At 39.4% G+C, this 26,527-nt stretch carries 20 protein-coding genes; 8 read left to right on the top strand and 12 right to left on the bottom strand.

Translation table 11 applies throughout. The features are described 5' to 3' along the window. Positions 1-78 precede the first annotated feature (78 nt). Positions 79-1,440, bottom strand: coding sequence for a trypsin-like peptidase domain-containing protein (locus Q4550_RS19615; RefSeq protein ID WP_303535396.1), 1,362 nt, complete (start codon positions 1,438-1,440; stop codon positions 79-81). A gap of 292 nt (positions 1,441-1,732) precedes the next feature. Here Q4550_RS19615 and Q4550_RS19610 point away from each other — a divergent pair, with 292 nt between their 5' ends. Then, complete coding sequence (locus Q4550_RS19610) at positions 1,733-2,602, top strand: alpha/beta fold hydrolase (protein WP_303535395.1); 870 nt, start codon at positions 1,733-1,735, stop codon at positions 2,600-2,602. A gap of 75 nt (positions 2,603-2,677) precedes the next feature. Here Q4550_RS19610 and Q4550_RS19605 read toward each other — a convergent pair whose 3' ends face one another. Then, the gene (locus tag Q4550_RS19605) at positions 2,678-3,094 is read right to left on the bottom strand and encodes a cytochrome-c oxidase (protein WP_303535394.1); all 417 of its coding nucleotides are present in this window, start codon (positions 3,092-3,094) and stop codon (positions 2,678-2,680) included. 260 nt (positions 3,095-3,354) lie between these two features. Between Q4550_RS19605 and rpiA the strand changes: the two genes are divergently transcribed. After that, positions 3,355-4,014, top strand: coding sequence for a ribose 5-phosphate isomerase A (gene rpiA / locus Q4550_RS19600; RefSeq protein WP_303535393.1), 660 nt, complete (start codon positions 3,355-3,357; stop codon positions 4,012-4,014). A 60-nt stretch (positions 4,015-4,074) separates the two neighbouring features. Here rpiA and Q4550_RS19595 read toward each other — a convergent pair whose 3' ends face one another. Further along, positions 4,075-4,404: a winged helix-turn-helix transcriptional regulator gene (locus Q4550_RS19595; protein WP_303535392.1), complete on the bottom strand. Its 330-nt coding sequence runs from the start codon at positions 4,402-4,404 to the stop codon at positions 4,075-4,077. 130 nt (positions 4,405-4,534) lie between these two features. Here Q4550_RS19595 and Q4550_RS19590 point away from each other — a divergent pair, with 130 nt between their 5' ends. Then, positions 4,535-5,029 carry a lactoylglutathione lyase family protein gene (locus Q4550_RS19590; RefSeq protein WP_303535391.1) on the top strand — a complete coding sequence of 165 codons (495 nt, stop codon included), beginning with the start codon at positions 4,535-4,537 and terminating at the stop codon, positions 5,027-5,029. Between the two features lie 227 nt (positions 5,030-5,256). Here the strand turns inward: Q4550_RS19590 and Q4550_RS19585 are convergent, their stop codons facing one another. The 8 genes from Q4550_RS19585 to Q4550_RS19550 form a co-directional block, all read right to left on the bottom strand. Next, positions 5,257-6,456 (bottom strand): aminotransferase-like domain-containing protein, encoded by a 1,200-nt coding sequence (locus tag Q4550_RS19585; protein ID WP_303535390.1) that lies wholly within the window; start codon positions 6,454-6,456, stop codon positions 5,257-5,259. 178 nt (positions 6,457-6,634) lie between these two features. After that, complete coding sequence (locus Q4550_RS19580) at positions 6,635-7,057, bottom strand: hypothetical protein (RefSeq protein WP_303535389.1); 423 nt, start codon at positions 7,055-7,057, stop codon at positions 6,635-6,637. 534 nt (positions 7,058-7,591) lie between these two features. Further along, entirely contained in the window at positions 7,592-8,071 is a 480-nt protein-coding gene (gene essA / locus Q4550_RS19575) for a type VII secretion protein EssA (protein ID WP_303535388.1), read from the bottom strand. Further along, complete coding sequence (esaA, locus tag Q4550_RS19570; protein ID WP_303535387.1) at positions 8,061-11,108, bottom strand: type VII secretion protein EsaA; 3,048 nt, start codon at positions 11,106-11,108, stop codon at positions 8,061-8,063. The genes essA and esaA overlap by 11 nt, the downstream gene beginning before the upstream one ends. Then, complete coding sequence (gene essC / locus Q4550_RS19565) at positions 11,105-15,559, bottom strand: type VII secretion protein EssC (protein WP_303535386.1); 4,455 nt, start codon at positions 15,557-15,559, stop codon at positions 11,105-11,107. The genes esaA and essC overlap by 4 nt, the downstream gene beginning before the upstream one ends. A 15-nt stretch (positions 15,560-15,574) precedes the next feature. Then, positions 15,575-16,816 (bottom strand): type VII secretion protein EssB, encoded by a 1,242-nt coding sequence (gene essB / locus Q4550_RS19560; protein ID WP_303535385.1) that lies wholly within the window; start codon positions 16,814-16,816, stop codon positions 15,575-15,577. A gap of 14 nt (positions 16,817-16,830) precedes the next feature. Further along, positions 16,831-17,073, bottom strand: a complete 243-nt coding sequence (gene yukD, locus Q4550_RS19555; RefSeq protein ID WP_303535384.1) for an ESX secretion system protein YukD — start codon at positions 17,071-17,073, stop codon at positions 16,831-16,833. Between the two features lie 56 nt (positions 17,074-17,129). Continuing rightward, positions 17,130-17,423 (bottom strand): WXG100 family type VII secretion target, encoded by a 294-nt coding sequence (locus Q4550_RS19550; protein WP_159784093.1) that lies wholly within the window; start codon positions 17,421-17,423, stop codon positions 17,130-17,132. A 448-nt stretch (positions 17,424-17,871) separates the two neighbouring features. Here Q4550_RS19550 and Q4550_RS19545 point away from each other — a divergent pair, with 448 nt between their 5' ends. After that, positions 17,872-19,032, top strand: coding sequence for a TerD family protein (locus Q4550_RS19545; protein ID WP_303535383.1), 1,161 nt, complete (start codon positions 17,872-17,874; stop codon positions 19,030-19,032). A 54-nt stretch (positions 19,033-19,086) separates the two neighbouring features. Here Q4550_RS19545 and Q4550_RS19540 read toward each other — a convergent pair whose 3' ends face one another. Further along, positions 19,087-19,989 carry an EamA family transporter gene (locus Q4550_RS19540; RefSeq protein WP_303535433.1) on the bottom strand — a complete coding sequence of 301 codons (903 nt, stop codon included), beginning with the start codon at positions 19,987-19,989 and terminating at the stop codon, positions 19,087-19,089. A 461-nt stretch (positions 19,990-20,450) separates the two neighbouring features. On the opposite strand from Q4550_RS19540, the gene Q4550_RS19535 reads away from it, so the two are divergent. The 4 genes from Q4550_RS19535 to cydC are packed head-to-tail and all read left to right on the top strand — an operon-like array spanning position 20,451 to position 26,324. Then, on the top strand, positions 20,451-21,845 hold the full coding sequence (locus Q4550_RS19535) for a cytochrome ubiquinol oxidase subunit I (protein ID WP_303535382.1): 1,395 nt from the start codon (positions 20,451-20,453) through the stop codon (positions 21,843-21,845). Then, complete coding sequence (cydB, locus tag Q4550_RS19530; protein WP_303535381.1) at positions 21,842-22,855, top strand: cytochrome d ubiquinol oxidase subunit II; 1,014 nt, start codon at positions 21,842-21,844, stop codon at positions 22,853-22,855. The genes Q4550_RS19535 and cydB overlap by 4 nt, the downstream gene beginning before the upstream one ends. After that, positions 22,855-24,570, top strand: coding sequence for a thiol reductant ABC exporter subunit CydD (gene cydD / locus Q4550_RS19525; protein ID WP_303535380.1), 1,716 nt, complete (start codon positions 22,855-22,857; stop codon positions 24,568-24,570). Before cydB ends, cydD begins: the two co-directional genes overlap by 1 nt. After that, positions 24,570-26,324, top strand: coding sequence for a thiol reductant ABC exporter subunit CydC (gene cydC, locus Q4550_RS19520; RefSeq protein WP_303535379.1), 1,755 nt, complete (start codon positions 24,570-24,572; stop codon positions 26,322-26,324). Before cydD ends, cydC begins: the two co-directional genes overlap by 1 nt. Positions 26,325-26,527 lie beyond the last annotated feature (203 nt).

The raw sequence follows: 26,527 nt of genomic DNA, 5'->3' as shown, positions 1-26,527 counted from the left end.
TTTTAAGTCTGCTTCTTCTACCTGGTGTGTTAAATCTACATAACTATCGAAAGAAGGGGGAATTTGGTGAGTTCTTTTTCATTGATATATCTCAATATGCTTAATTTTATAATCCCCATATTCATCTGTCACAACATAATAGTCCTTGGTTCGTTCATACATGCTCCATTCCCCAGCCGCATTCATAAAATCAAAAACTTCATAGGTGCTAACGATCGCTTGATCAGTCTGCATGTCAATATTGGTTACATCATTTAACGTGAATTTAAAGACCATTCCCTGACCGCTTATCTCGTCAAGGTAGTTAGCCATTTCATAATATGCCTGACTGTCATACAAAAGCTGGTCTTCAATATAACCAAAGTCTTCATCTCGCAATGCCGTTTCATAGTTCCCTCTAAAATTGATGATGAAGTTAGCGAGGCTTGCTTCATCATATGGAACATCGTACGTGTCTTCTTCCTCTTCTGCATATTCATCATACACTGAAGCCTCATTGTAGTAGTTAAAGGTGCTGGCGACTTCATTTTCATCCATTGGCGATTGCGACCAGTTCGTTAAGAGATCCGTCATTGTGTATATTGGGATTGAGAAGGCGATGGATTCATCGCTCGTTAACAGGGCGGAGTTAATGCCGATCACTTTTCCTGTCTTTCCATCTAACAATGGACCTCCGCTGCTTCCGGGTGAAACTTGGGCATCGATTTGATAGACGTTTTCGTATTGAAATTCGGATTCAAATGAACGGTCAAGCCCGGTGAGATATCCGATTGATGCTGTGTTTTCTAACCCTTGGGGGCTTCCAAGTGCGATTACTTCTGTTCCAACTTCTGATTCTTTCATTTCCATCTCCAAAGGAGAAGTACCTTTTAAATTCTGTACTTCAATTAGAGCGACATCATACTGATTAGAGATGCCAATCACCTTGCCATTCATTTCTCGTCCATCCTGATCACGCAAGGTGACATCAATATAGCCTGCCACCACATGAGCATTGGTTACAACTGCTCCATTATCCTGAAACAAGAAGCCAGACCCGAGACTATCCTCCGTTAAAATGGTATACACTTTTGTTTGTGCTTCACGTATGATTTCTTTCTTATCTTTTTCTGTGGATGTTTGAGGGGAAGGAACTTTCTGTTCTGTCGTGCTTTTTTTCTGAGTAACGTTTGGTGATGTGGTTGCACTTGCTTCTTTTTCATCTTCTTCTAGTTTCGTAGACTCAGCGATTTTTTCGACTGGGGTTTGAATCGTTTCTTTCGTTCGTTCTTTATCAAGAACGAAAGCGTAAATAAAGACACCGCTCATTAATAAAAAGGTAAGGATGATACCGGTCAACCACCATCGGTTTCTCTGCTGATATCTCGTATAAGAGTGGCCACACTGGCTGCAAAACCGAGCATTCTCTATGTTTTTCGTCCCGCACTTTGGACAAAACATAATCATCTCCTCCTTCATATTCTTTGTTGATTATTATACCTCAATTAAAAGTATGAGAGGGGTCAAAAATAGAATATATAGGAAGTAAGGTAGTTATAGCGAAAGAGACCGATGATCCTTTGAATTTGTACTCCCTCTGTTTAGTAGGAATTTAATCACACTTTTATCCCTCTCTTATTAGGTTATATTTCCTATTTATCCAGAAAACGAGACATCCTAATTGCGCACCAAATAGAAGAGGAGTAAAGTGTCTCGATGTTAGAAGTCTTTATAAGAAAGGGTGGATGAAATGATGAAAGATGGCTTTGTGAAAGTGAATGATGTCAACCTTCATTACGTAACAGAAGGAGAAGGCGAACTGATGCTGTTTCTCCATGGTTTCCCTTATTTCTGGTACAACTGGCATCATCAAATGGAAGAGTTTTCGAAGGATTACCGCGTCGTTGCTGTTGATATGAGAGGATACAACGTATCTGACAAACCTGAAGGGGTTTCTTCATATGATATGTCCATTCTAGTCGAGGATGTAAAACAGTTGATTGAAGTGTTTGGGGAGAAGGACTGCGTTTTAGTCGCCCATGACTGGGGCGGAGCGGTAGCTTGGACGTTAGCTTACACCTCTCCTGAATATGTGAACAAACTAATCATGTTCGATGCGCCTCACCCGTATACATTTAGACGAGAGCTAGCAGAGAACCCAGGGCAGAGAGAAGATAGTAGCTATATGGCATTTTTCCAACGACCTGATTCTCATGAAGCGCTGATAGAAAATAACGCAGAACGATTAAGAAAGATGATGACGATTCCTGGAAAGAAAAAAGGTTATTTAACCGAAGAAGATGAGGAGAAATACATAGAGGCGTGGACACAGCCGGATGCAATGAAGTCAATGCTTAACTATTACCGCGCTATTTCTTTCTATCCGTTCGAAGAGCACGTACAAAAGCCAGTGGAACTTCCGTATCAAATGTTTGATTCCCCAACGTTAATCATTTGGGGCGATGCAGATCCCGCTTTTGAAAACAGTAATCTGGACGGGTTAGAAGAGTATGTTAGTGATCTTACAATTCATCGAATGGAAGGCGTAAGCCATGCCCCGCATCACGAGAAACCGGAAGTGGTTAACCACTATATGCGCGACTTTTTAAAAAGCACGAAATGATGAAGAAGGCTGTCCCTGATAAGGGGCAGCCTTCTTTGCTTTCTTTCATAGACGTGTGAAAAAGGCTATGTTAATTTAGAATGTTTTATTTTCGCTTTTCTTAAGATGGTGAGTAACATCTTCTACTTTTACATTCAAAAATAAGTTGATAACAAACAGGATGACACTTAATACTAGCATGTTAGGGAATATCATTAGAAGGACGGTTAGGGAAGTATTCCCTACAAGGAAGAAAGATAGTCCAAGCATGAATAAGGGAAGTGATACATTATAAAGCCAGAAATGCAGTTTTGCTAAGAGCGTTTCACTAGCTTTGGGGAATAGAATATAGATAAAACCGAATAAGCCCATGGAAGCCCAACCTAACAGATTAATATGAGCGTGGGCGCCTGCCAAACTGTGATCCTCTATAATCTCCATAATTAATCCCATACTAACTCCGATTAGAAAGTAAAGAGCCGCCAACTTAAGAAACAATAATCCCATTCTCATTGCAGTACCTCTCTCCTCAAATGTTATATAAACCGTTTAAGTATATAACGCTATGAAGAAAATTATGACGAGTATAAGGGTTTTGTTAAAAAACTAGTCTAGCAATTAGAATGAGTAAAGACGTTCCCCGTCAATTATTCCTATTTTCCTTGTCCTTCTAAACTTTTCACTTCTTATCTTTGTTAAAATAAAATCAACCGAAGGAAGCTTGCTTATATTTTGCTTAAACTCTGCTAAAAAGGTAAGGTGTCAAAATGAACATGAAACAGAAATGTGCCAAAGCAGCTCTAGAATACATAACAGATGAAACCATCACCGGTCTTGGTGGCGGAAGTACAATTGGATATTTAATTGACTTTATTAAGGAAGAAAAGTTAAATGTAAAAGTCGTAACCCCATCTCTAAAAACAAAGCATCTATGCGTAAATCAGGGCCTGGAAGTGCTACCAACAATTACCGTTGAGGAAGTAGATGTTGCATTTGATGGTTGTGATGAGGTTGATGAAAAGTTACATGCACTAAAGAGCGGCGGTGGTATTCACACGCACGAAAAGCTCATTGCTCAAATGGCGAAGGACTATATCTTGCTTGTTGATGATTCTAAAGTTGTTCCGGAATTAAGTTATCAGCATCCAGTCGTACTGGAGGTTTTGCAAGATTCACTTGCATTTGTACTAAAGAAAGTAGGAGAGATGGATGGAAAGGCAGAAGTGCGTTCAAGTTCTGCGAAGGATGGATATACAGTTACCGATTATGGAAACTTTTTAATTGATGTTTGGTTTGAGAAAGGGCAGGAGAGTGTTCAACTTGAAAAACGCCTGAAAGAAATACCTGGTGTAATTGACGTCTCCCTTTTTGCGAGTGTTGTTACAAAAGCATTAGTGGCAAGTGGAGAAGGTATTTACGAGATTTCAAAATAAGGTGATCTATTGCTAGTGCCTGTCACTCCTTACTAGTTAGTAAGGAGTGACAGGCACTCTTTATTTTTGATTCTCAGTCCCCCACAAGTGCATCTGCTCTAAAATCGGCATCAACGTTTTGCCTTTTTCCGTAATCGAATATTCCACTTTTGGTGGAACGGTATTTTCTTGCTTACGATTGATGAAGCCTTCTTCTTCTAGCTCTTTTAACTGCTGACTCATTACTTTATGTGTGACGCCTGGTAGTAACTGGCGTAATTCATTGTAGCGAAAACTCCCATCCACACAAAGGTGCCACAAAATCACCGTTTTCCATTTACCGCCGATTTTCTTTAACGTGTATTCAATCGAGCATTTTAGTTTTCCGTTTTCATCCACTGGAGAAGTCATGTTGGATCGACTCCTTTCTTACCTTTTGGTTAGTATCGCACAAAAAAGTGCGTTCTTACATGATCATTTTGTTCTCAGTATAATAAACGTGTGTTGACAGAACATAATCACTAAGGAGGAGTTCAAAACTATGTTACCATATCCAAGAAGTTTTTCTCATATCGGACTATCTGTTCCAAATCTTGAAGAAGCTATTAAATTTTATAAGGAAGTATTCGGATGGTATATTTTGATGGAGCCATCTGATGTGCACAATGATGATTCTCCGATCGGACAAATGTGCCGTGACGTCTTTGGAGATAATTGGGATACGTTCCGAATTGCTCATCTCTCAACAGGAGATAAAATTGGAGTTGAAATGTTTGAGTTTCCAGAAAATGAAAAGCCCGAAAACAACTTTGAATACTGGAAGACAGGCATTTTCCATTTCTGTATTCAGGATCCTGATGTCGAAGGAATGGTTGAAAAAATCGTAGAGCACGGTGGGAAGCAACGTATGCCGATCCGCGAGTACTATCCTGGCGAAAAACCATACCGCATGGTCTATGTGGAAGATCCATTCGGCAATATTTTCGAGATCTATTCTCATAGCTATGAACTGACTTATTCTGATGGTGCTTATTAATGATTAGGCCAAAAAGAAGTGAACTGGAAGGGAGACTCCAGGTTCACTTCTTTTTGGATTATTTATGTAGTTAGAGATGAGGTGAATACTATTTACCTTCAACTTAGAAATAAATTTCCTTTCACATACTTCAAATATAAAGGAGATTTTCCGCTTAACTGTTTTCGGGTAAGGCTTGTTTTCAACTATTTAAAGAGTTCATCAATCGTTTAGCATATGAATTAACCCTAAATATTTTCGTACTCTATAGGAGTAGCCTCTTGAAAGACGTCTACTAGAATTTCCATTCCTTTCTCTATTTTATCCTGAGTGGAATGAGTGAAATTGAGACGCATTGTATTTTTCTTCGGATCTGAAACATAGAAAGGAGCTCCTGGTACATAAGCCGCACCTTTTTTTACAGCCGTATTTAATAAAAGCGTCGTATCAATGCCTTCTGGTAGTTCTACCCAAAAGAACATGCCGCCTTTAGGAACCGTATAAGAAAGTCCAGGTAGATCAGCTTGATCAAGCAATCGTTGCATGACTTTCATTCGTTCAAAATATGTACTCCTGAGGTTTTGAATGTGACCGTTCAAATCAAAGTCGGTGCAAAGGTGATAGAGTGCTTGGTGAGCAAGAGAGTTTGAATGCAAATCAGCCGCTTGCTTTGCTTGTGCCATAATGCGGATGATTTGATGAGGTCCTTTGATCCAACCTGTTCGTAACGCAGGAACAACGGTTTTAGAAAAGGTACTCGTATAGACTGTGTGCGATCCATCGTCTAACGCAGATATAGGAGTATATGTTTTTGTTCCATCGAACTTGATTTCTCCATACGGATCATCTTCAAAAATAATCACTTTCTTTTTTATTGCTGTATCAAGTAGGTGTTGTCGTCGTTCAAGTGACCAAACTTTTCCCATCGGATTTGAGAAGGTTGGGACAACGTACACGCACTTCGGCATATACTTTTTCATTTTATAATCAAGATCCTCTGGTACCATTCCATGCTCATCCGAATCAACAGGGATAATTTTCACTTCATACGATTGAAAAACCTGTACTGCTGCAAGATAAGTTGGGTTTTCTGTTAGAACAATATCTCCGGGGTTAAACATTACCCGCGCAAATAAGTCGATTGCTTGTTGTGAACCAGTGGTAAGCATAATATCATCCACGCGTGAAGCGATGCCTTTCTTGTCCATGCGATCAACAAGTACCTCTCGAAGTAGAGCATATCCCTCTGTGGCATCGTATTGAAAAGCCTTTCCTCCTGATTGAAATGTTTTCGAAAATGCATCTTGTACTGCCTCTACAGGAAAAAGTTCGTCGTCTGGTAAACCTCCCGCAAACGAAATGACATCTCCTTTATTCGTGATTTTTAAAATATCGCGCACTGCAGATGATTGAAGATGCTGCACTCTCTTAGCAAATCCGTACCTCATGACCAAAACGCCTTCCTTTGTTTTAATATTTAAAATATTGTCATTATAGCATTTTAATGCGTTGAAAGGCTAGTGTGTTTTGTTTAATGCTAGCAATATGGTTAGATTCAATAAAACAAAGGTGAAATACCAAATTAAATTAAAATAAAAAACTCAAGTTCTGACTTCAGAAATTGAGTTAGGATTTGAGCGGTATACTCTTATAGAACTTAAGCCATTTCTTTAGTAGTAACAGGTAATGAAAATAAATCAGGGAACATCCAATGAGAATACTAAAGGTAGCAAGCCACTCAACTACTCTGCCACTATCGAAAATAATAGGCAAAATAGAAGAAAGTACTATTCCTGCGAGTGTATAAGCGAGAAAATGATACCGATAAAGGCTCCGTTCCTTTCTAGTTAAATACCAATCAATAAAGATAGAGATCGGTACACCAATCAAAAGGAAAAATGGAAGCATTAGATAGGCATTAAGCATCGCATCTGAGAAATGGAATGCACTCGCACTAGTATTGTCAAATAGATACAATAAAGTGTTTATGATAAGTGACACAGTAAAGGCTGAAAGAAAGGATGATAAAATCCTAAAGATAATGGTCATAAGTGTAAGTCTCCTAAGTGTCGTTTTCAATTCCTAACGAATAACGAACGAGGTTCCATGATTACTTTTTACATGCTTATCTATTAAATTATTTCATAAGTACTAGTTACTTCACAAACTCTAACTTATTCTAATGAGTTGTGTTAAGGAACTTATTATTATAATAGTTCACTTATTGAGTACTAGTTATTGAAATTATTCTGGCAAACACAATCCCTTGTTACTATAAAAAATTTCGTACAATCGCTAAGCCCTCATGTAGAGTTGAAAGACGGGGTAAGTTATGGTTATGGCGTTTGGATAAACGCTCGGAGCTGCTGTATCGTAAAATACCATGTAATGGGACATGATCTGGGAATGAGTTTCCACTCAACCTATTACCCAGAGAGTGGATATAACATGGCGGTTAGATCTAACCATAGTAATGGAGCATTTTATGTGATGAAAGAAATTGAAGAGAGGTTACATCTAGTAGATACTTGAAATTAAAAAGCTACGGTCCAGAAAATAGACCGTAGCTTTTTTGATGAGCGATTAGCTTTTCGAAGACGACAATCGATTATAGATCACTAACACCATGATTAGAACGATGAGGCACACACCAATTAAAATACCAATCAGTAGTTGAAAAGAGGATGACGTTGTTTCTGTATCTTCTTCGTTAATCGATTTAAAAGCTGCTGTCTCCGTCTCAGAGAAAAGGTTTAAATTCTCCGCTTTATCTTTAATCGTACTATTTTCTTTACTCATAGAAAGAAATAATTCACTTAGGGTATTCTCAGGGTTAAAAACTTTTTTCCCGTTAAATGAAATCGTCTTCTGATCTTCAGAAATCTCTTCCATTTCCTTCGAGTTTGAAGAATCATGGATCAAGTCAGTGTTTTTCTTGAACTTGTTTTTTTGATATTCATTCGGTAATAACTCGTTTATGTCCGTATTTGCTTCTACTGCAACTGGAACAAGGTGACAGCAGAGAAAGATCATTGTAATAAGACAGAAAATTTTAGGCTTCATGAGCCTCATCCTCTTTAGTTTGTGTCCATGACCGTTTGTTTAAAGCATATTGAATACTAATCAGGACAATTAAAATAGCGGTTAAAATCATCGCACCTTCTGTAAAGAGCGTTTGTGTACTGTTCTGTATAGACATATACACGCGAGACATTGGATCAGTAAAGCTAAAGTTCGGTGTCGAAAGTGCAAGTAAAGGTGTCACAAACAGGGCAACGAGGCCAACTGTGACTAGCCATCCTAATAAATGATGTCCCATAAAGGCAACGCGAATTAACGCTGCACAGCTTAATAAAAGTAAGATCGTAAAGATTGTCCATTCCATTGAACGATCGTTTCCTAAAGGGTAAATCGATAAGCTGTAGAGACTTATAACGAGACCAACGATACTTGTCAGCATTAAGAATAAGATACTTTGTAACCACCACGGACCATGTTGGAAGTAGTAGCTTGCATAACCAATCAACAAGCTGCTTAAGAGAATAATGAATAAAATCACAACAGGTGGAAGATTCGTATCTTTCTTATCTGTAAAGACGCTACCGGTGACGTCAATTGGGGTAGCAAGGAAATCATAGACGTAATCATTTGATCGACCATCTACAAAGGCATTCCCCATGACGTTAAAGACATCATCACGAATCATAAGGGTTGAAGCGACATTCGTCTCCCACTTATTATTCAGTGTGTTCGCGTCTGTTTGCACTTCAGCCACTCGAGACTGGAGTTCATCTGTGTAGGTAAGAATTTCGGATTGACTATCTTCAATTGAATCCACCCAATCATACAGAGAACCCATCTGACTTTTAACTTGATCATGTTTACTTATGACTTGCGTACCCTGCGTAGTTTCATCAGGGGTTTGTTGCTGAGCTTGTTGCATCTGGTTTAGAACGTTATCTGCTTCTTCTTCAATCCCATTCAAGCTTTCGAGTAACTTCGCTTGCTGTGTGTCGAGAACGTTTTTGTAGTCCGCTAAAAAGACAGTGAAATCATCTTGTAACGTCGTCAGGGCGTCGCTCGTTTTCGGTACTTGAGTTCCAACCGCGTCCCATTGGCCTTCTTCTTTGTTGGTTAGTTCTAACATGCTATTTACTTCTTCACGAAGGTCATTGTCTTGTAGAACGGTGTCTTTCACGTTGTTTTTAGAAAGCATACTACTTAGCGTTGCTTCATATCGATCCAGGGATGCATAGTACTGAAGAACATCCGTCAAATTCGCCCCTTTAATCGGACGTTGGAAATAGACGGAAAGCGTATCTTTTCTAGCTTGTGATAGAGCAGGTGATGCTAGAATCGCATTTTCTTTTTCATTAATGCCGGATGAAATACGATAAATCTTATCAGATACCATTACTAGCAAGTCTTTTAACTCGGTATTTGATTCTTTTAATACATCAACCTGTTCCATTAACGTTTCTTTTTGAGAAGAGAGCGTTTCGTTTTCTTTTGTTAGCTTTTCAACTTTCTTTGTTAACTCTTCAATTTGTACAAGTAAACTTTTATTCTCTTCAGTTAGCGTATCGATAAGCTTCTTTAGCTCTTCCAATTCGCCGTCAAGTGGGTTGTCGCCGCCTTCTTTGGCTAGAAGTTGCTGCTCGGTTTGCTTCATCCGATCGTTGAGCGTTAATAACTTTGTCGATGCGGTTTGAAGATCTTCTACTTTTGGTTCCTCGAGCGCAATCAACGTTTCCTGTAGCGTCACAATTTCCTGTGCGATGGCTAACAACTCATTGCGTTCTGCACTTAAATCAACTGGAGTTGGACCATTTGTTTCTCCATCTTCATCGATCACAGGAGGCTTTTCATCCTGTAAGCTCTTTAGAAGTTTCGTAAGGTCTTCCATTGGATCTTCTTCTTCACCTGGCTCTTCCGGATCAACGGGTTCTTCTGGATCTTCAGGGACCTCAGGTAGTTCAGGGTCATCGGGAATGACAATCTCATCTCCATCACCGAGCTTATTACTAAGCGTGGCGATATCTCCTTCTAGTTCATTTAAAACCATGGAGTCTTTTAGCTGCTGATAGTAATTAAGAATTCGCTCTTGTAGCGTATAGAAATCGTTAACCTGGCGCTCAACCTGGTCATACCGAAGTTCTTTTAAACCAGCAAACATTTCTTGCTGCTGCATCATCTGATTTTCTACCTGAGACATGTTTTCAAGAACGCTCTCAGATTTACCTTCGAACAATTCTTTGTTGTTCATAAACATCGGTTGAGGCATTTCAGTTGCCTGTGAAATCGAATCGACTGAATCAGCTTGAATTTGTTCAAGAACTTCTTGTTGTTTCTGCTGATACTCACGATAGTCATTCGTATAAGTAACAAAGTTTGCTAGATTTTCTTGAAAATCTTCCATCGTATTTGTTTGATCTGCTGCTCGTTCCTCAGCATTTTCTGACGTTGATTGAAGATTGGCAAGCATCGACACTTGCTGCTCCATTTGCTCAGCAAGGTCTTTGGAGCTTGGTGTATAGAAGGAGAGCATTGTTTGCTGGAATGCTTTCTCTTTCTCTACAATTTGATCAAACTCTTGTTGGATGTTGACGAGATCGTTTGAAACATAGTTCCAATAAAGAGAAGACATCTTCGTATTAACGCGATTTGTTGCTTGCTCAAGTTCAAGCAACACTTTCTCTTTATTGATGGCATTTAGTTGATTCTGAACCGTGTATTCTAGTTTTGTTTGTTCAGGTTGGTTTTCATCATAAGTTAGAATCTTCTCAGAGAATGTTGACGGGATGTACACTATGGCATCATACTTTTGATTGTTTAGTCCATTTTCTCCGGCACTACGTCCAACGACTTCCCAATTGTATTGTGATTCTGATTTAAGAATAGGAGGGACGTCATTTCCGAATTTCACGACTTCCTCGTCTTCTTCTGTTCCCGTATCTTCATTAATAACAGCGATGGTTTTCGTTGCGCTCTCTTTCTTCTTCATTGGATTTTCTCCAATGGAAGTAAAGTATATGAGTGGAAGAACTAAAATGATCGCTGTTACGAGAATGAGTTTAAGGATGCTTTTCTTCTCTTTCACGCATGTACCTTCCTTTCTATTTGGACAAGTGGAACCTGGATTTTTTGCGCTTTTTCGCTTTGAACATAATAAGCAAATCCGGCTTTAATATCGGGTTCTTTCCGGTCAAAAGGTAGATTAATGAGCGTTTGATCGGATTTCTTCATTAATAGTATAATTTGACGAATTTGCTTTAATTCGACCGTAAGTGGATCGTATCCTTTCGTTAGTTCATTGCTACTGCCAGATGCGATAATACTTAAGCCGAGGTGGCTATAGTTTTTCATTAATGCGGTCATTCGATCCTGAAGGAGGTTTCCGAGAGTTTGGGAAAATCGTCCATATCCATCAATAAAGAGGAAAACTCTTGAGAATTCAGGAAGCGTTTGGCCATTATTCATACTCTCATGATAGGTGATTGCACGTGACTTGAATTCAGTTGTCACTTGTTCAATCCATTCTTCGATTTGTTCTTTTGTTTCTAAATAAGTCGTGTTTTCCTCTTCTTTTAGATGAAAAAGTCCGCGATCGATTGAATCAAATATGGCAATATGATCACCTTCTTGCTGTAACGCTTGCTGCGTAAGAAGACGCATGATATTGGTTTTACCTTTCTGGGCCTGTCCAAGTACAAGACAATGGGAAGTCTGCGCAAAGGAAAGGGAAACAGGCTTAACTGTTTCTTCATGCAATCCAATCGGATAAGTGTTCTTTGATTCCGAAGCTGGAATGTACGTATGGAACGTCTTTAACGTAAGATCAGTCGGTAGCATTGGAATAGCTTCAGGCTTGCTCACAGCACGGTATTTGTCTTGTAGCATTTGGACTTCTTCTTTCAATGAAGCTAGCTGTTCATAGTCATCTTCCCCTCTAGTTGGTAGCACTATTTGACCGAAGTGTGTTTTCTCCTTCTTCATAATGGCTCTACCCGGTACTGCTTCGGGAGCAAAGGGGATTCTTCCAAGAACGGTGTAAGCTTCTGAGTTATCTAATAAATAATGGACAATTTTTGTTTTAAGGTTATTCATCAGTGCCTGACGAACTGAGTTCAAACGCGTAGCGCTCAAGATCATATAAATACCGAGCGACTGTCCGTCTCGCACAAACTGAGTGAAGATCGGATCAAGGTCCATCAGTTCTTCTTTTACGAGATCATAGTTATCGATCGTAATAAAGAGAAGAGGAAGAGGTTTGTCATTTAGACGATTGTACATCGTAATGGAGCTCACTTCTTCACGCTGAAAGAGTCGTTTACGCTTCGTAAATTCTTCCTGAATGAACTTCAACAATTTGTTTAGTTTGCGTTCCTCATCTATTAAGAAATAATCTCCTGTATGAGGCAAGTTCTTAATGGATAATAAACCACCGTTACCGAAATCAAGTATATAAAATTGCGCTTCTTCCGGCGTGTTAGTTGATGCGATGCTCATAAGTAACGTTAAGATGGTTTGCGTCTTCCCAAAACCTGATGAGCCAAATATGCCAACATTGCCATCCTTAATTAATTCATAATCGTATGGAGATTGTGCTTGTTTTTCAGGTTCATCCAGCAGGGCAAAGGCGATTTTCTTCTTATCTGATTCAAAATCATGACGATACAATCGCTTTTCGAGTGGTGGAAGCCATGGACTCGGCAATCTACTGAGTCCAAGTTCCTGCTGGACATCTACGATTTTATCTACAATTACTTCGATTTCACTTTGCTTCTTTTTCTTACTTTCTTTTGATGATGATAGCTCTGACAGAGGAACGAGACCAAGATCAGTAACTAAGGCAACCTCATCTTCCATATCGGAAGTGTCTTCCATATATGTCGCTCGGCTATAGGCCGATTGAAATAAATCGTACACCTCATTATTCCCAACCTGTAAGTATGCCCGACCTGTCACGGTTAGTGATGCAGCATCACCGTTCTTTAAAATTTCGCGACTATCCTCTACGTTTTGTACTTTTAGAGCGACGCGGAAACGAGCGTTACTCCAGATCTGATTATCAATTACGCCACCAGGTTTTTGCGTGGCAAGAATGAGATGCACACCTAGACTTCGACCAATTCGTGCAGCACTGACAAGCTCTTTAATAAATTCTGGCTCTTCTGTTTTTAACTCAGCAAATTCATCAGAAATTAAAAAGAGATGAGGCATAGGTTCAGCCGCTACGCCATTTTTATAAAGCACCGTATAGTCATTAATATGACTCACTTCATACTGATCAAAGATGGTTTGTCGTTTCTTTAACTCACTTTTTATGGAAACGAGTGCTCGCGTACTGAAATTTTCGCTACCTTCTATATTTGTAATTGTCCCTAACAAGTGAGGGATTTGTTTAAATGGCTGTGCCATACCTCCACCTTTATAGTCAATTAACAGAAATGCCACTTCATGTGGATGGTAGTGGACGGCTAGCGAAAGAATATATGTTTGTAAAAATTCACTCTTTCCGGATCCAGTTGTACCAGCAAGTAATCCGTGGGGACCATGAGCTTTCTCATGAAGATTTAATTCCACAACATCCTGGCGCCCTTTAAGTCCCACTGGTGCTGCAAGTGATTTCGATGATTGATTCGTCACCCAATTATGTGAAACTGGTAATTCATCAATATCTTCCATATTCAACATTTGCAGGAAGGATACTTTCTCAGGAATGGAATTTGTTATGCCGCGCTGGTGATTCAGCGTGCGGAGCATTCGGGAAAACTGTTCATTATCACTTTGCTTGTGCTGATCAAGTTCGAATGAAATTTCGGCTGCTTTTTTCTCTTGAATGAGAATATCGCCTTCACTCTTGTTAATATAGCGAACCAGCGTATGGATATTGTCTGATAGGCTCTCTTTAGCCTCTGCAACGAAAATAGTTGAAAGACCAAGATGTGTATGTTCACTTTCTAAGTACTCCAAAATGACATGGTCCGAGATTAAGTTGTGATTCGAAATAATAAACACATAATGTGGTGCGAATCGTAGCTTTTCTTTATCTTCTTCTAGATCCCGTTCTCGAATCATTTCATAGATCGAAGAGAGGAGCTGATCTCGCGTTTGCTCATTATAAATAAACCCTTTTGCAAATGATCCCGGCATTTGCAAGTGCGGTAACCATTTCATCCATTCCCATTCGGCGTATTCCTCTTCATTAAAAATGAAGACAAATCGGATGTCATGATAGCTATGGAAGAAGGCCAGCTGTCCAATGATTTGATGCAGTTCATTTTTAACAACTGCTTCTTTTCCGATAAGGCCAATTGCTCCCTGGAATAAGTCTGCGGTAATAGGAAGGGAGTGCAGTTCATTGTATACTCGCTTCAGGTTCTGGGATTCTTCTAATAGTTCATCCATTTCTCGTGTCGACATGTCAGCTGAATTAACGGATATTTTATAGCTTGCTGGTACCGTTCCCGTTCCTAAGCGAAATTGAAGGAAGTCAGGACTCTCTAGGCTACGTTCCCATAAACGGTCAGAAACCTGCTCGGTTAAGTATTTCATTCGCTCAAAGCTAGGGTAGTGGAACGTAAGAACTTTTCTCTGCTTTTGAGCCAATTCATGAAGTTCGTGTCGCTTATCCTCAAGGTATCTTTTATATATCCGTTTCTTACGTGCTTTTGATTTCTTTTGATGACTTTTATCTTTAAAATATTGCACTGTCGATGTAACGAGTGTTGTCGTAAACATAACAACAGAAATAAGAATAAAAATGCCTCTTGGAATAAGAATCGCTACTAACCCCATAACGATAAGCATCATTAATGGAGGAAGGATAATAATCCAAAGGCTTCGATTATTCCGATCAGATTCTTGAGTAGGGAAGGATAGATCAATCTTATCCTCAGGTAATTCATACATCATCCTCGGCGTACGACGATAGTTTGGGTATTTCTTCTTCATTTCAGATGACGGAATCGTGGCCTCTGGGAGAGAGGTTTCAAACGTCTCTGGACTTGTTACCTCAAGCATATCCTCAGCTATTAGTGTCAATGTCATCATCGGCAGGAAAACCATGTCACCGATTTGAAGTGGTGATTTACTATGTAAGAGCGAACCATTATGATAAACGGTTGTTTGACTAGTAGCTGTAATTGTCCAATGTTTCTTCTCACGGGTTAAAACAAGGCTAACTTTTTCAGGAAGAGCCCTCATTTGAATCTCTGATGAGGACCTCGAAATGGTTACTTCCTGCTGATCATCAATGTAGTAAACGTGCTTCTTCGCTTTAGGAGTTATCATGATGGCAACTTCTTCAGAACCTAATTCAAAAGTAGAGCGCTTATTGAGAGACAATGGAATACTCACTTCATCATCTTTTTGCAAATGAAAGTTCTCGTTATGAAGCTGTACCGAGTAGACATGCTCGTCTGAATTGGACGAGGGTATAGTAAAAGTGTGATTGATACTAGTGCCAATTGTGATAGGGTTGTTTGACTGCTTATCAAGTTCAATCATTTGATACGTACCACGAAAGAATACCCATAATTGCTCCATTATTTCACCTCCGATCTATTTCTCTTCTTTTTTCTGGTCATCTTGTTGATTCTCTTCATTTGTTGTTTCCTGCTGGGCTTCTTCCTCTTCTTGCTGCTGCTCTTCTATTTCTTTTTCGTATTCTTCAAATTCTTGCTCTAACTCATTGATCATCTGCTGCTTCTTCTCGCTCTCCAGATCTGAATCAGCTTTAACCTGTTCCTTGCGCTTCAATATGCCATACATTAATAAGTCGCGATCTTCTAAATAACGTGCGATTTCAAGTGCTTGTTCCGCTTCTCCGCGTCCAATATGAATCCAATACTCATAATACCTTGGGTCAGATTGAAGGGAGATCGTATTACGCACACTTTCTTTTTGTTCATCTGTTAGAGATTCATTGATGATATAGGAGAGGGCTAGCTGATATTGCGTCACTTTTGGAATGTCGTCAATGTCATAAGATTGAAGTGAGTTCACAACCTCACTATACTCATTCGTTAAAAAGTTCTCCTGTGCCTGGACGATATTCTCCTGCTTTGGTTGGAGAAGAAATAAAGAGTAAAGAGAGTAGAGTAAAGCTGGTAGTAAGCAAATAGATACGCCAAGAAGGAAATAACGACTTGTTTTCCACTTCTTTTTATTCACTTTAATGAATTCAGATTCTTTCTTATGTATGTGTTCAATTTGTGAATGAATGATTGGCTGAAGCTCATGAAGTGTTTTGGCTTGAAGCACTTGTTTTAATTCAGATGACAGTGTGAGCGTGTCAGAATAATGTAGGTATTGTTCAAATGATTGCTCTGGATTCATCATAGCTGCAACTGTTGCTCGTGTTTCATCAAGAATACGTTCAGGATCTTCCTCATAAGGGGGAAGACTTTCCTTTACGCCGAAATGTAAAAAATGTGGCGTCAATCCCTGATCCAGCACAAGATTATCTGGACAAATAATTAAGTTAAGACGCTTGTAGCGGTGGTCCTTTACTTTTTGCACCAGTTGATAGGCACTTGTGAGGCGATCGCTTTCAGTCATTTCCTTAAGCTTCGCTGGAAGAGCGATAATGGAAGGTGAAAGTTTGTGCTGGATGCTTACCTCATCCTCATTCATATCAATTGTTTTCGGGATTCCGGTATGGATATCGCTTAGGAAATGAACTTCTGACAATTCATCGAATTTGATTTTCTCTTTCTGAAACAGAAAGGTAATGACATCTTTTTCGCTAATAATTTTTGCATCTATTTGTGTTTCAAGATAGGGTTTCACTTGATTCGACATGGTTGTGATCTCCTTCAAAGTATTTCAATTCGATCTCCAGTCATAATCCCAGCATCAATTAATCTCTCATTAGCGGCTACTACCTTATGCTTATTCACTAGCCTAACCCACCCCGTTTGATCTGGAGGAGTTTGGATTTGTTCCGTTTGGCACACTATTTCAATGAGTTTCTTGACTGAATGATAGTTTGATAGTCTGAGGTCAATAAAGCGACCTTTTTTGTAACGATGGAGATCGACCGTTACTTCAATGTACATATAGTTCACCTCATAAGGAAGGAGCGCCTAAGCGCTCCCGATCAATTCTTTATCGCTTATCCGCGAATTTGATTAGCAATTTGTGCGTCAGCATCTTCAAGAGATCTAGCTGTGCTTGCTAGTTGTGTTGAAATATCAGCGAGGAGACGCTGCATGTCTACGAAAGATGGACGTAGAGACTGATATTGATCACTAAAAGCTTGGCTTGCAGCACCTTCCCACATACCTTCTAACTCAGCAATCATTTTGTCTAAATTACCAATTTGTTCTTCTACTTTACTTTCTTCTGTTTGATAGCGTTGAGACATCGTAATAAGTTCTTCCGGTGTTACGCGAATTTGACCTGCCATTCAAAATCACTCCTCTTAAATTAGTAATGTGTGCATTATTCCTACAGAACTGCATCAGTCTTTCTTATATATAATTAGCATAATTTGTCATAACTTGATAGGTTTAATACACACATCGTCAAAAAATGTAACTTATATACTATGACATAATACCCCTAAATTTCCAGTTAATAAACATTAAAATGTAAAATATGGATGAATAATATAAGATATGGAATTTTTGAGTGTGTATCCTATGAATTTAAAAATGTAGGGAGGTGTTGTAACCCCTGATTGCTATGACTTTCACAAGTTGCTATACAGACTAAATACTCATTTTTGTATAAATTAGCAGATTGGAATTAAATTGAACCGGTAAATGGTAAGTTGTATTTAGAGTTAGACATTTATTATGAAAAAGATTTTAAATTGATGTAACTAAACAGTTAATCGAGCAGGGGGAGAATGAATGAACATAAGTAGAGGTCAAAAAGTACCTATTACAAAAGGGAGAAGCGTATCGGATCTTAATATAATGATAGAATGGCAAAACGAACATCAATCAATTGAAGTAGACGCCGCTGCATTCCTATTAAATGAAACAGGCAAATGTAGAGGCGATGAGAGTTTCATATTTTATGGGCAGCCGGTAAGTATTGACCAAAGTGTGAAGCAGTTCAAACAGGGGGATAATCAGAATGAAACACACATCTCTTTACAGAAGGTGTCGTCTGACATTCAGAAAGTTGCTTTTACACTCACGATCCACGAGGGGGAAGAAAGAGGCCAGAATTTTGGTCAAGTTTCCTCATTATCACTTCGTATTGCAGACAAATCTACTGGAGAGAACCTCGTTTCATTTACATTTGGTGAAGAATTAACGAAAGAGACGGCCATCGTTGTAGGCGAGTTATATTTACATAACGGAGATTGGAAGTTTAATGCGGTAGGTAGTGGTTTCTTCGGCGGACTCGCAGCGCTGTGTGAGAATTTTGGCATTGAGGTTGAAAGTAACAAAGATAACCATAAGCAGCCAGATCCTATTCAAAGCCAGCCCGTTCAGTTTTCACAAGAAGCGGTTGTCCCTCTAACAGTCACTTTGAAGAAAAAAGAAGCGATCTCCATTCGTAAGTCCGAGAAAGTAGTCGCTACGCTAGAATGGAAAAGTAAAAAAGATCTGGATCTTTACTGTTTTTACGTCCTTAAAGACGGAACAGAAGGAAAAGTGTATTATCGAACACCAGGACATGCTCATAAAGAACCGTATATTACATTAGATGGTGATGCACAGGGAGCAGGGAAGGAAACGGTGGTTGTACATAAACCGTCTGAGCTAAAATACGTGCTGTTTTCAGCGTATAGTGCGATATCAAATGGCATTGGAAGTTTTAAGTCTATGAAGGCAAAGGCAGTTGTTGATAATCAAATGGGGCAAACAGTGACCTCTCCTCTATTTGAAAAGAATAACTTTGCTTATTGGGTGGCTATTGCTAAGATTGATTTTACTGATCCGCTTGATATGAGCGTTAGTCATGTTGAGAAATATTCGAAAAGCGGTACGGAGCGATCACCGCTTTTGTACCAAAATGGTTCGTTTGAAATGAATGTTGGACCAATGGAGTTTAAATAGATTACTAAGCTACTATACGAAAACACCTCATCCTTTTTGGACGAGGTGTTTTTGCTATTGTTGTTCGAGTATTTTTCTGCGAGTAAGATTTATATTTTCGCTGAATAGAGTGGGCAGCGTCATTCCGATGATAATGATCACAATACCCGCTATTTGCAGGACAGATACTGTTTCACTTAATAAGATGACGGAAACCATGACAGCGATTGGCAGTTCAATTGCACTAAGAATCGAGGACTTACCTAAGCCCACCTTGGGAATGGCGATCGAAAATAGGAACACCGGGATGATCATTCCAAATAAGCCTAGTGCGATTCCGTATAGCCATAGTCCTTCTGCGAAAAGTGTACCGTTCCAAACGATTTCTGGAGATTGAAAAACTGCTGACATCAGGAATGCAAAAAACGAGACAATGACTAATCGATTTGACGTATTCATTTTGGCGTTCGCTTTCCCATTAAAATAAAGGAAGAGTGAATAACAAAGTGCAGCTCCAAGTCCCCATAACCAGCCTTGAAAAGGGATGTTAGATAAATCTGCATCAATAAGTCCCGCAGCCGGTATCGTTCCACCGATTAAAATAACAAGTGATAGCATTTCCATCCTTGTTGGAAGCTGACGTTTCGTAATGCTTGAAATCAGCATGCCGATCCATGTGAATTGAAAGAGCAGTACGACAGCCAGAGAGGCTGGTAAATAATTTAATGATTGCCCATAGAGAATATTAGTTAAGCCTGTAAAAACCCCTGCGAAAATTAGAATTTTAATTCCAGCGAAACTTAGTTTTTGTCGGTTTGTGATGAGAAAGATGAGTACTGCAATTACAAAGCCGATAAAGAATTGGCTCGTAACGGCTTCAGATGCTGTAAATCCGCTTCCCATCGCTAATTTAATAATAGTTGAAACAACTCCGTAACTGCTTGCACCGATAATGACAAGCAATGGATATAAGTACATTTTCATTGAACATTTGCCTCCAGTTAAACTCTAGCTTCATCTTATCCACCGTGGCGTGGATCTCACTTCTTTAAGTGATCTATGAAAGCGCTTTTGATTTTAAAAACACAAAATCAAATATATCGTATTTGCGATGCTTAAAGCAATGGTTAATTGAGGAAAAGAGCCTGTCACCACCCGAATAATGTTCTTTTTTGTCGAATATAAACTCTTTTCTCTTCAGTCTGTGATATCCCTCACTTTTCTTCTTCTTTCTGATTCAACTGTCGAAATTCGCACACAGGACAGACAAAAACCGTTCAAATTCATCTGCTCACTCATTTTAGCGTCTGAGGTAATCTAAGGAAGAAGTTAAAAGAGACTTTGGTCATAGGAGAATTTATCTAAATAATGATTATTTATGTATTTGTTACTTTGTGCATGTGTGAATAGTCATTAGAGAGGGTTGAGGGGAATTTAGTATGAGTGAACTATTTTTAGCAAGACTACAATTCGGATCAACAACGATTTTTCACTTTTTGTTTGTTCCGTTGTCTATTGGGCTTGTCTTTCTAGTGGCGGTCATGGAGACGTTATACGTTGTGAAAGGAGAAGAAGTGTATAAACGGATGGCAAAGTTTTGGGGACACTTGTTTCTCATTAACTTTGCTGTTGGGGTAGTGACGGGGATTATCCAGGAATTTCAGTTTGGGATGAACTGGTCTGAGTATTCTCGATTTGTTGGAGATGTGTTTGGAGCTCCCCTTGCGATTGAAGCGTTGCTGGCCTTCTTTATGGAATCAACGTTTATTGGTTTATGGATTTTTGGATGGGAGCGGTTATCGAAGAAACTTCATTTAATGTGTATTTGGCTCGTCTCACTCGGAACGTTGATGTCAGCGTTGTGGATTTTAGCAGCGAATTCATTTATGCAGGAACCAGTAGGTTTTGTGATTCGAAACGGAAGAGCAGAGATGAATGATTTCTTCGCACTCCTTACGAACCCCCAGCTATTCGTCGAATTTCCACACGTAATCTTTGGTGCACTTGCAACCGGTGCTTTTTTTATTGGAGGCGTGAGTGCGTATAAAATTCTCCGTAAACAGGAAGTCGAATTTTTTAGAAAGTCATTTAACATTGCCATGATTGTCGCATTTGTTTCAGGTATGGGTGTTGCGTTTAGTGGCCATGCACAGGCGAAGCATTTAATGGAATCACAGCCAATGAAGATGGCGGCTAGTGAAGCGCTATGGGAAGACAGTGGAGATCCAGCAGCCTGGACGGCTTTCGCGTTGGTTGACTCCAAAAATCAAGAAAATACATTTGAAATCAACATACCTTATGCACTCAGTTACCTTGCTTATGAAGAATTTAGTGGTGAAGTACCGGGTATGAAGACCTTGCAAAAAGAATATGAAGAAAAATACGGAGTGGGGAATTATATTCCTCCAGTTAAAACGACTTTCTGGAGCTTTCGCATTATGGTGGGTGCTGGAATGCTAATGATTTTCACTTCATTCCTCGGGTTGTTACTAAATTTCTACAAAAAGCTTGAGGGTAGCCAATTTTACTTAAAAGGAATGGTATGGCTCATTTCGTTTCCATTTATTGCGAACTCAGCTGGATGGATTATGACGGAAATCGGACGTCAACCGTGGACGGTATTTGGGTTGATGACGACTTCTGCGTCTGTCTCTCCAAACGTATCAAAGGCGTCATTGCTTTTCTCATTCCTATCGTTTACTGCGATTTATACGATTCTCGCTATCTTACTCGTTTACTTATTCGTTCGTGAAATTAAAAAGGGATCAGAACATACTGCTCATGAGGACAAAGAAGTGGCAGTTGATCCGTTTGATCAGGGGGCCTATTTATGATCGCACTTAATGAACTGTGGTTTATACTCGTTGCTGTTTTGTTTGTTGGGTTTTTCTTTCTCGAAGGGTTTGACTTCGGTGTGGGTATGGCCAGTCGTTTCCTCGGAAGAAATGAGCTAGAGCGGCGAATAATGGTGAACACGATTGGACCATTCTGGGATGCGAATGAAGTATGGTTATTAACAGGAGGAGGCGCCATCTTTGCGGCGTTTCCACATTGGTATGCAACGATGTTCAGCGGTTATTATATACCGTTTGTGTTTGTCCTTCTTGCGCTTATCGGCCGTGGAGTTGCCTTTGAATTTCGTGGAAAGGTGGATACCCCTAAGTGGATCAAGTCATGGGACTGGGTTGTATTCGTTGGAAGTATCATGCCGCCATTTCTGTTTGGGGTTCTTTTTACAAGTATTTTAAGGGGAATGCCAATTGATGAACAAATGAATATCCATGCGGGTTTTAGTGATTATGTCAATGTATACACGGTATTGGGTGGGATAACAGTGACCATGCTTTGTTTCTTACATGGACTTGTCTTTCTCACTCTGAAAACTATTGGGGATCTTCAGAAGCGTGCGCGAGAATTAGCGAGCAAAGTGATTTATGGTGTACTGGCTTCATTAGTTGCTTTTGTTGGACTTTCTTATTTCGAAACAGATTTATTCAGCAATCGCGGTGTTGTAAGTGTAACGCTTATTGCACTGATAGTACTCAGTTATTTTTTGGCGATCGTATTTTTGAAAAAGCAGCGTGATGGGTGGGCATTTGGAATGACTGGCGCAGGGATCGTATTAACGATTTCCACCATATTTACAGCGTTATTCCCACGCGTAATGATTAGCTCAATCGATGCCGCTTATAATTTAACCGTTTATAATGCTTCTTCTGGAAACTATTCATTAAAGGTGATGACCATCGTGGCGCTCACGCTACTTCCATTTGTCCTTGGTTATCAAATCTGGAGCTATTATGTTTTCAGGAAGCGTGTAGATGGTAAGGATATGGTTTACTAATGGGGAAAATTCTATTTCAATTAAATAACATCAAAAAGGTGTTGTTTATCCTAACACTATTAACCGTTATTCAAGGGACCATGATTATCCTGCAGGCGAAATGGCTTGCAAAAGCAGTTACAAGTCTCTTTGATGGAGAAGCACTGCAACGAATTTTATTCGTTGTGTCGCTCTTTCTCGCTGCTTTTATCATCAGGCATCTTGTTAAGGTGATTATGACCAAAGTAATCGATCGTTATGCTGCTCAAACGGCTGCTTCTTTAAAGAAAGACGCCATTGCAAAATTGTTTGCGTTAGGTCCACGCTATGCAGCGAAATGGGGAACTGGCAACCTTGTTACGTTATTAATTGACGGGGCAAAACAATTCCGTCTTTATTTAGAGTTATTTATTCCTAAATTAACGGCCATGCTTATTGTCGCTCCGCTTGTTCTTATCTATGTTTGGACTCTTGATGTGACATCAGCTATTACTTTAAGTCTCACTCTACCAATATTGATTGGCTTTCTGATCTTACTTGGATTAGCTGCGAAGAAGAAGGCGGATAAGCAGTGGAGCACACATCGTATTTTATCCAATCATTTTGTTGATTCCCTTCGTGGACTTGAAACGCTGAAGTATCTTGGATTAAGTGGAAAACACGCCAGAAGCATTCAAGAAGTGAGTGAGAAGTATCGGAAATCGACGATGAGTACGCTGCGAGTAGCTTTTCTCTCTTCGTTTGCTCTCGACTTTTTTACAATGTTAGGAATCGCTACAGTAGCTGTATTTCTTGGATTGCGCCTTGTAGAAGGAGAGATATCTTTAATGCCCGCTCTTACGATTTTAATTCTTTCTCCTGAATTTTTTCTTCCAGTTCGTGAACTAGGAAATGATTATCATGCAACGTTGGATGGACAAGAAGCAGGAAGAAGGTTATTGGATATGATGCAAACACCAGGTTTTAAAGAAGAGAATGGAGCGATTCCTTATTGGTCCGATAAAGATCTTTTAACGATTCAAAATCTTTCCGTAGATTATGGAAATGAAAGAAATGCTATTCAAAACGTCTCTTTTTCAGTAAAAGGAAAGCAGAAAATAGGGATCATTGGAGAAAGTGGTTCTGGTAAATCGACCTTGATTGACATATTGGGAGGATTTCTTGAAGGAAGTGAGGGGTCTATTGAGATAAATGGGGAGGAATTGAACCATCTAAAGCATGATGAATGGCAGAAGCAGTTATTCTATATCCCGCAGCACCCTCATCTTTTTCATGATACTTTAGCAAATAATATCCGTTTCTATAATCAAAATGCTTCATTAGAAGCGGTCGAACGCGCAGCAGAGGCAGCTGGTTTGAGGAAAGTCTTTGATCATCTTCCTAATGGTTTAAACGAAAAGATCGGGGAGGGCGGAAGAGAATTAAGTGGTGGTCAGGCACAGAGAATTGCGTTAGCTCGCGCATTTCTTGAAGATCGCTCCATTCTACTTCTAGATGAGCCAACAGCCCAGCTTGATGTTGAAACAGAATACGAGATAAAGAAAAAGATCCTTCCCTTATTAGAAGATAAACTTGTTTTCATGGCCACGCACCGTCTGCATTGGATGAGAGAGATGGATCTGATTCTTATGCTTGAAAAGGGTAAAGTGGTTGAGTTTGGTACTCATGAAGATCTCATGTCTAGAAGAGGTAGCTACTATCAAATGGTGTGTTTGCAAATAGAGGGGGCCTCATAATGGAGAAGAAAGGATGGATCCTTCCCTATTTAAAAGAGAATGCAAAGCTCTTCTCGCTTGTCATTCTGCTTGGTTTAGTCACAGCTTTCTCAGCAGCCTTTCTTATGTTTACATCCGGATTTCTCATTTCTAAAGCTGCCACTAGACCGGAAAACCTTCTATTAATCTATGTGCCAATTGTTGCGGTAAGGACATTTGGCATATTACGTGCTGTTTCAAGGTATAGTGAGAAGTTGCTAGGTCACCATATTATTCTAAAGATTCTTTCACATATGCGCTCTCGATTATACGAAACCATTGAGCCGAGAGTTTTAAAAGAAGGAGGCAGTATAAAAACAGGAGATCTCCTTGGTGTGATGGCCGAGGACATTGAATATTTACAAGATGTTTACGTAAAGACGATCTTCCCTTCTGTGATCGCTATCTTTTTATATGCAGTCGCGATAGGAATGCTTGGGACTTTCTCCTGGGTATTTGCGGGATTAATGGCCATCTATGGCTTTATTCTCGTCTTTCTCTTTCCTTTAGTGTCCTTATTAGTCACCCGTAAAAATGTAGCAATGCTAAAAAGTCGTCGTAGCTCTCAATACAGCACGCTAACAGATGGTGTGGTTGGAATTGGAGACTGGGTCTTTAGCGGTCACCAGAAAACGTTTATTGAAAATGTGGAAAAGGATGATGCGGAGATTTATAGGGAAGAGAGACGGCGGTCTGCTTTTGTTTCTTATCGAAATTTTGCTGCTCAGTGTGTGGTTGCAATCATTGTTTTATCTATGCTTGTTTGGACAGGTAATCAGAGTATGGATGGACAGATTTCCCATACGCTAATTGCCGCATTTGTTCTTATTCTCTTTCCATTAACAGAGGCCTTTCTTCCACTCTCTGATGCTGTGAGTGAACTTCCAGGATATGAAGATTCGATTAATCGATTGAAAGGATTGTCATTGGAGAAGTCTTCTGAGGAAGAATATGATGATATGAGCGTTTGGAAGAACAGTCATCTTAACTTTGATAAGGTTAGTTATCAAACAAAAGAAGGGCAATTGATACTTAAAAATATCAATCTAGAAATACCTCAGGGAACAAAGCTTGCTATTCTTGGTCCGAGTGGTTCTGGTAAAACGAGTCTTCTTAAGCTTATGAAAGGAATCTATTCTCCTTCTGAAGGTAGTGTGTCTATAAACGGTTTAGAGACAGCTCTGTCTAATGGGAATAAACAACAGTTAAGTGTACTTAATCAACAGCCTTATCTTTTTGATACATCGGTATTGAATAATCTTCGACTCGGGAAGCCATCTGCTACAGATGAAGAGGTATATGAAGCGGCGAAAAGCGTCCAACTTCATGATTTTATTGTTGCATTACCTGAAGGTTATCAAACTTCTATGGAAGAAGCGGGAACGAGATTCTCGGGAGGAGAGCGTCAAAGAATTGCGCTAGCTCGTATTTTGTTGCAAGAAGCACCGATCGTCCTCCTGGATGAACCTACTGTTGCTCTTGATCCTCGAACGGAACAGGAATTACTCTCTACTATTTTTCAAGTTCTTGAGGGAAAAACCGTTGTTTGGGTTACACACCACCTTGTTGGAATGAAAAGAATGGACCAAATTCTGTTCATGGATGAAGGTGAAATTGTAATGGAAGGAAAGCATGATGAGCTGCTCGTGTCGAGTGACCGCTACAGAAGGCTTTATGAATTAGATACGCCATTTCAAGTAAAGAAAATTAATAATGAAATGAAAATGATAGGATAAAAGACCTTGTGAAGGGAATGCAATAGCATATTTGAAAAGAATTCATTTAATTTTGTTCTTTTTGAAGAACCTAAAAAAGGGGTTTTTACTAGTTTGTTGACATAATTGTAATAATCACATTACGTAAATAGGTATTAAGTACTATATTGTGCAAAGTTTATAAAAACCGTATTAATCTGTCATATTTATGTAACCGACTTGTT

The sequence above is a fragment of the Anaerobacillus sp. 1_MG-2023 genome (genome assembly GCF_030547345.1).
Lineage (GTDB): Bacteria > Bacillota > Bacilli > Bacillales > Guptibacillaceae > Guptibacillus > Guptibacillus hwajinpoensis_B.
Note: the sequence above shows the minus strand (reverse complement) of the source record. Positions and strands in the feature narration are given on the sequence as shown.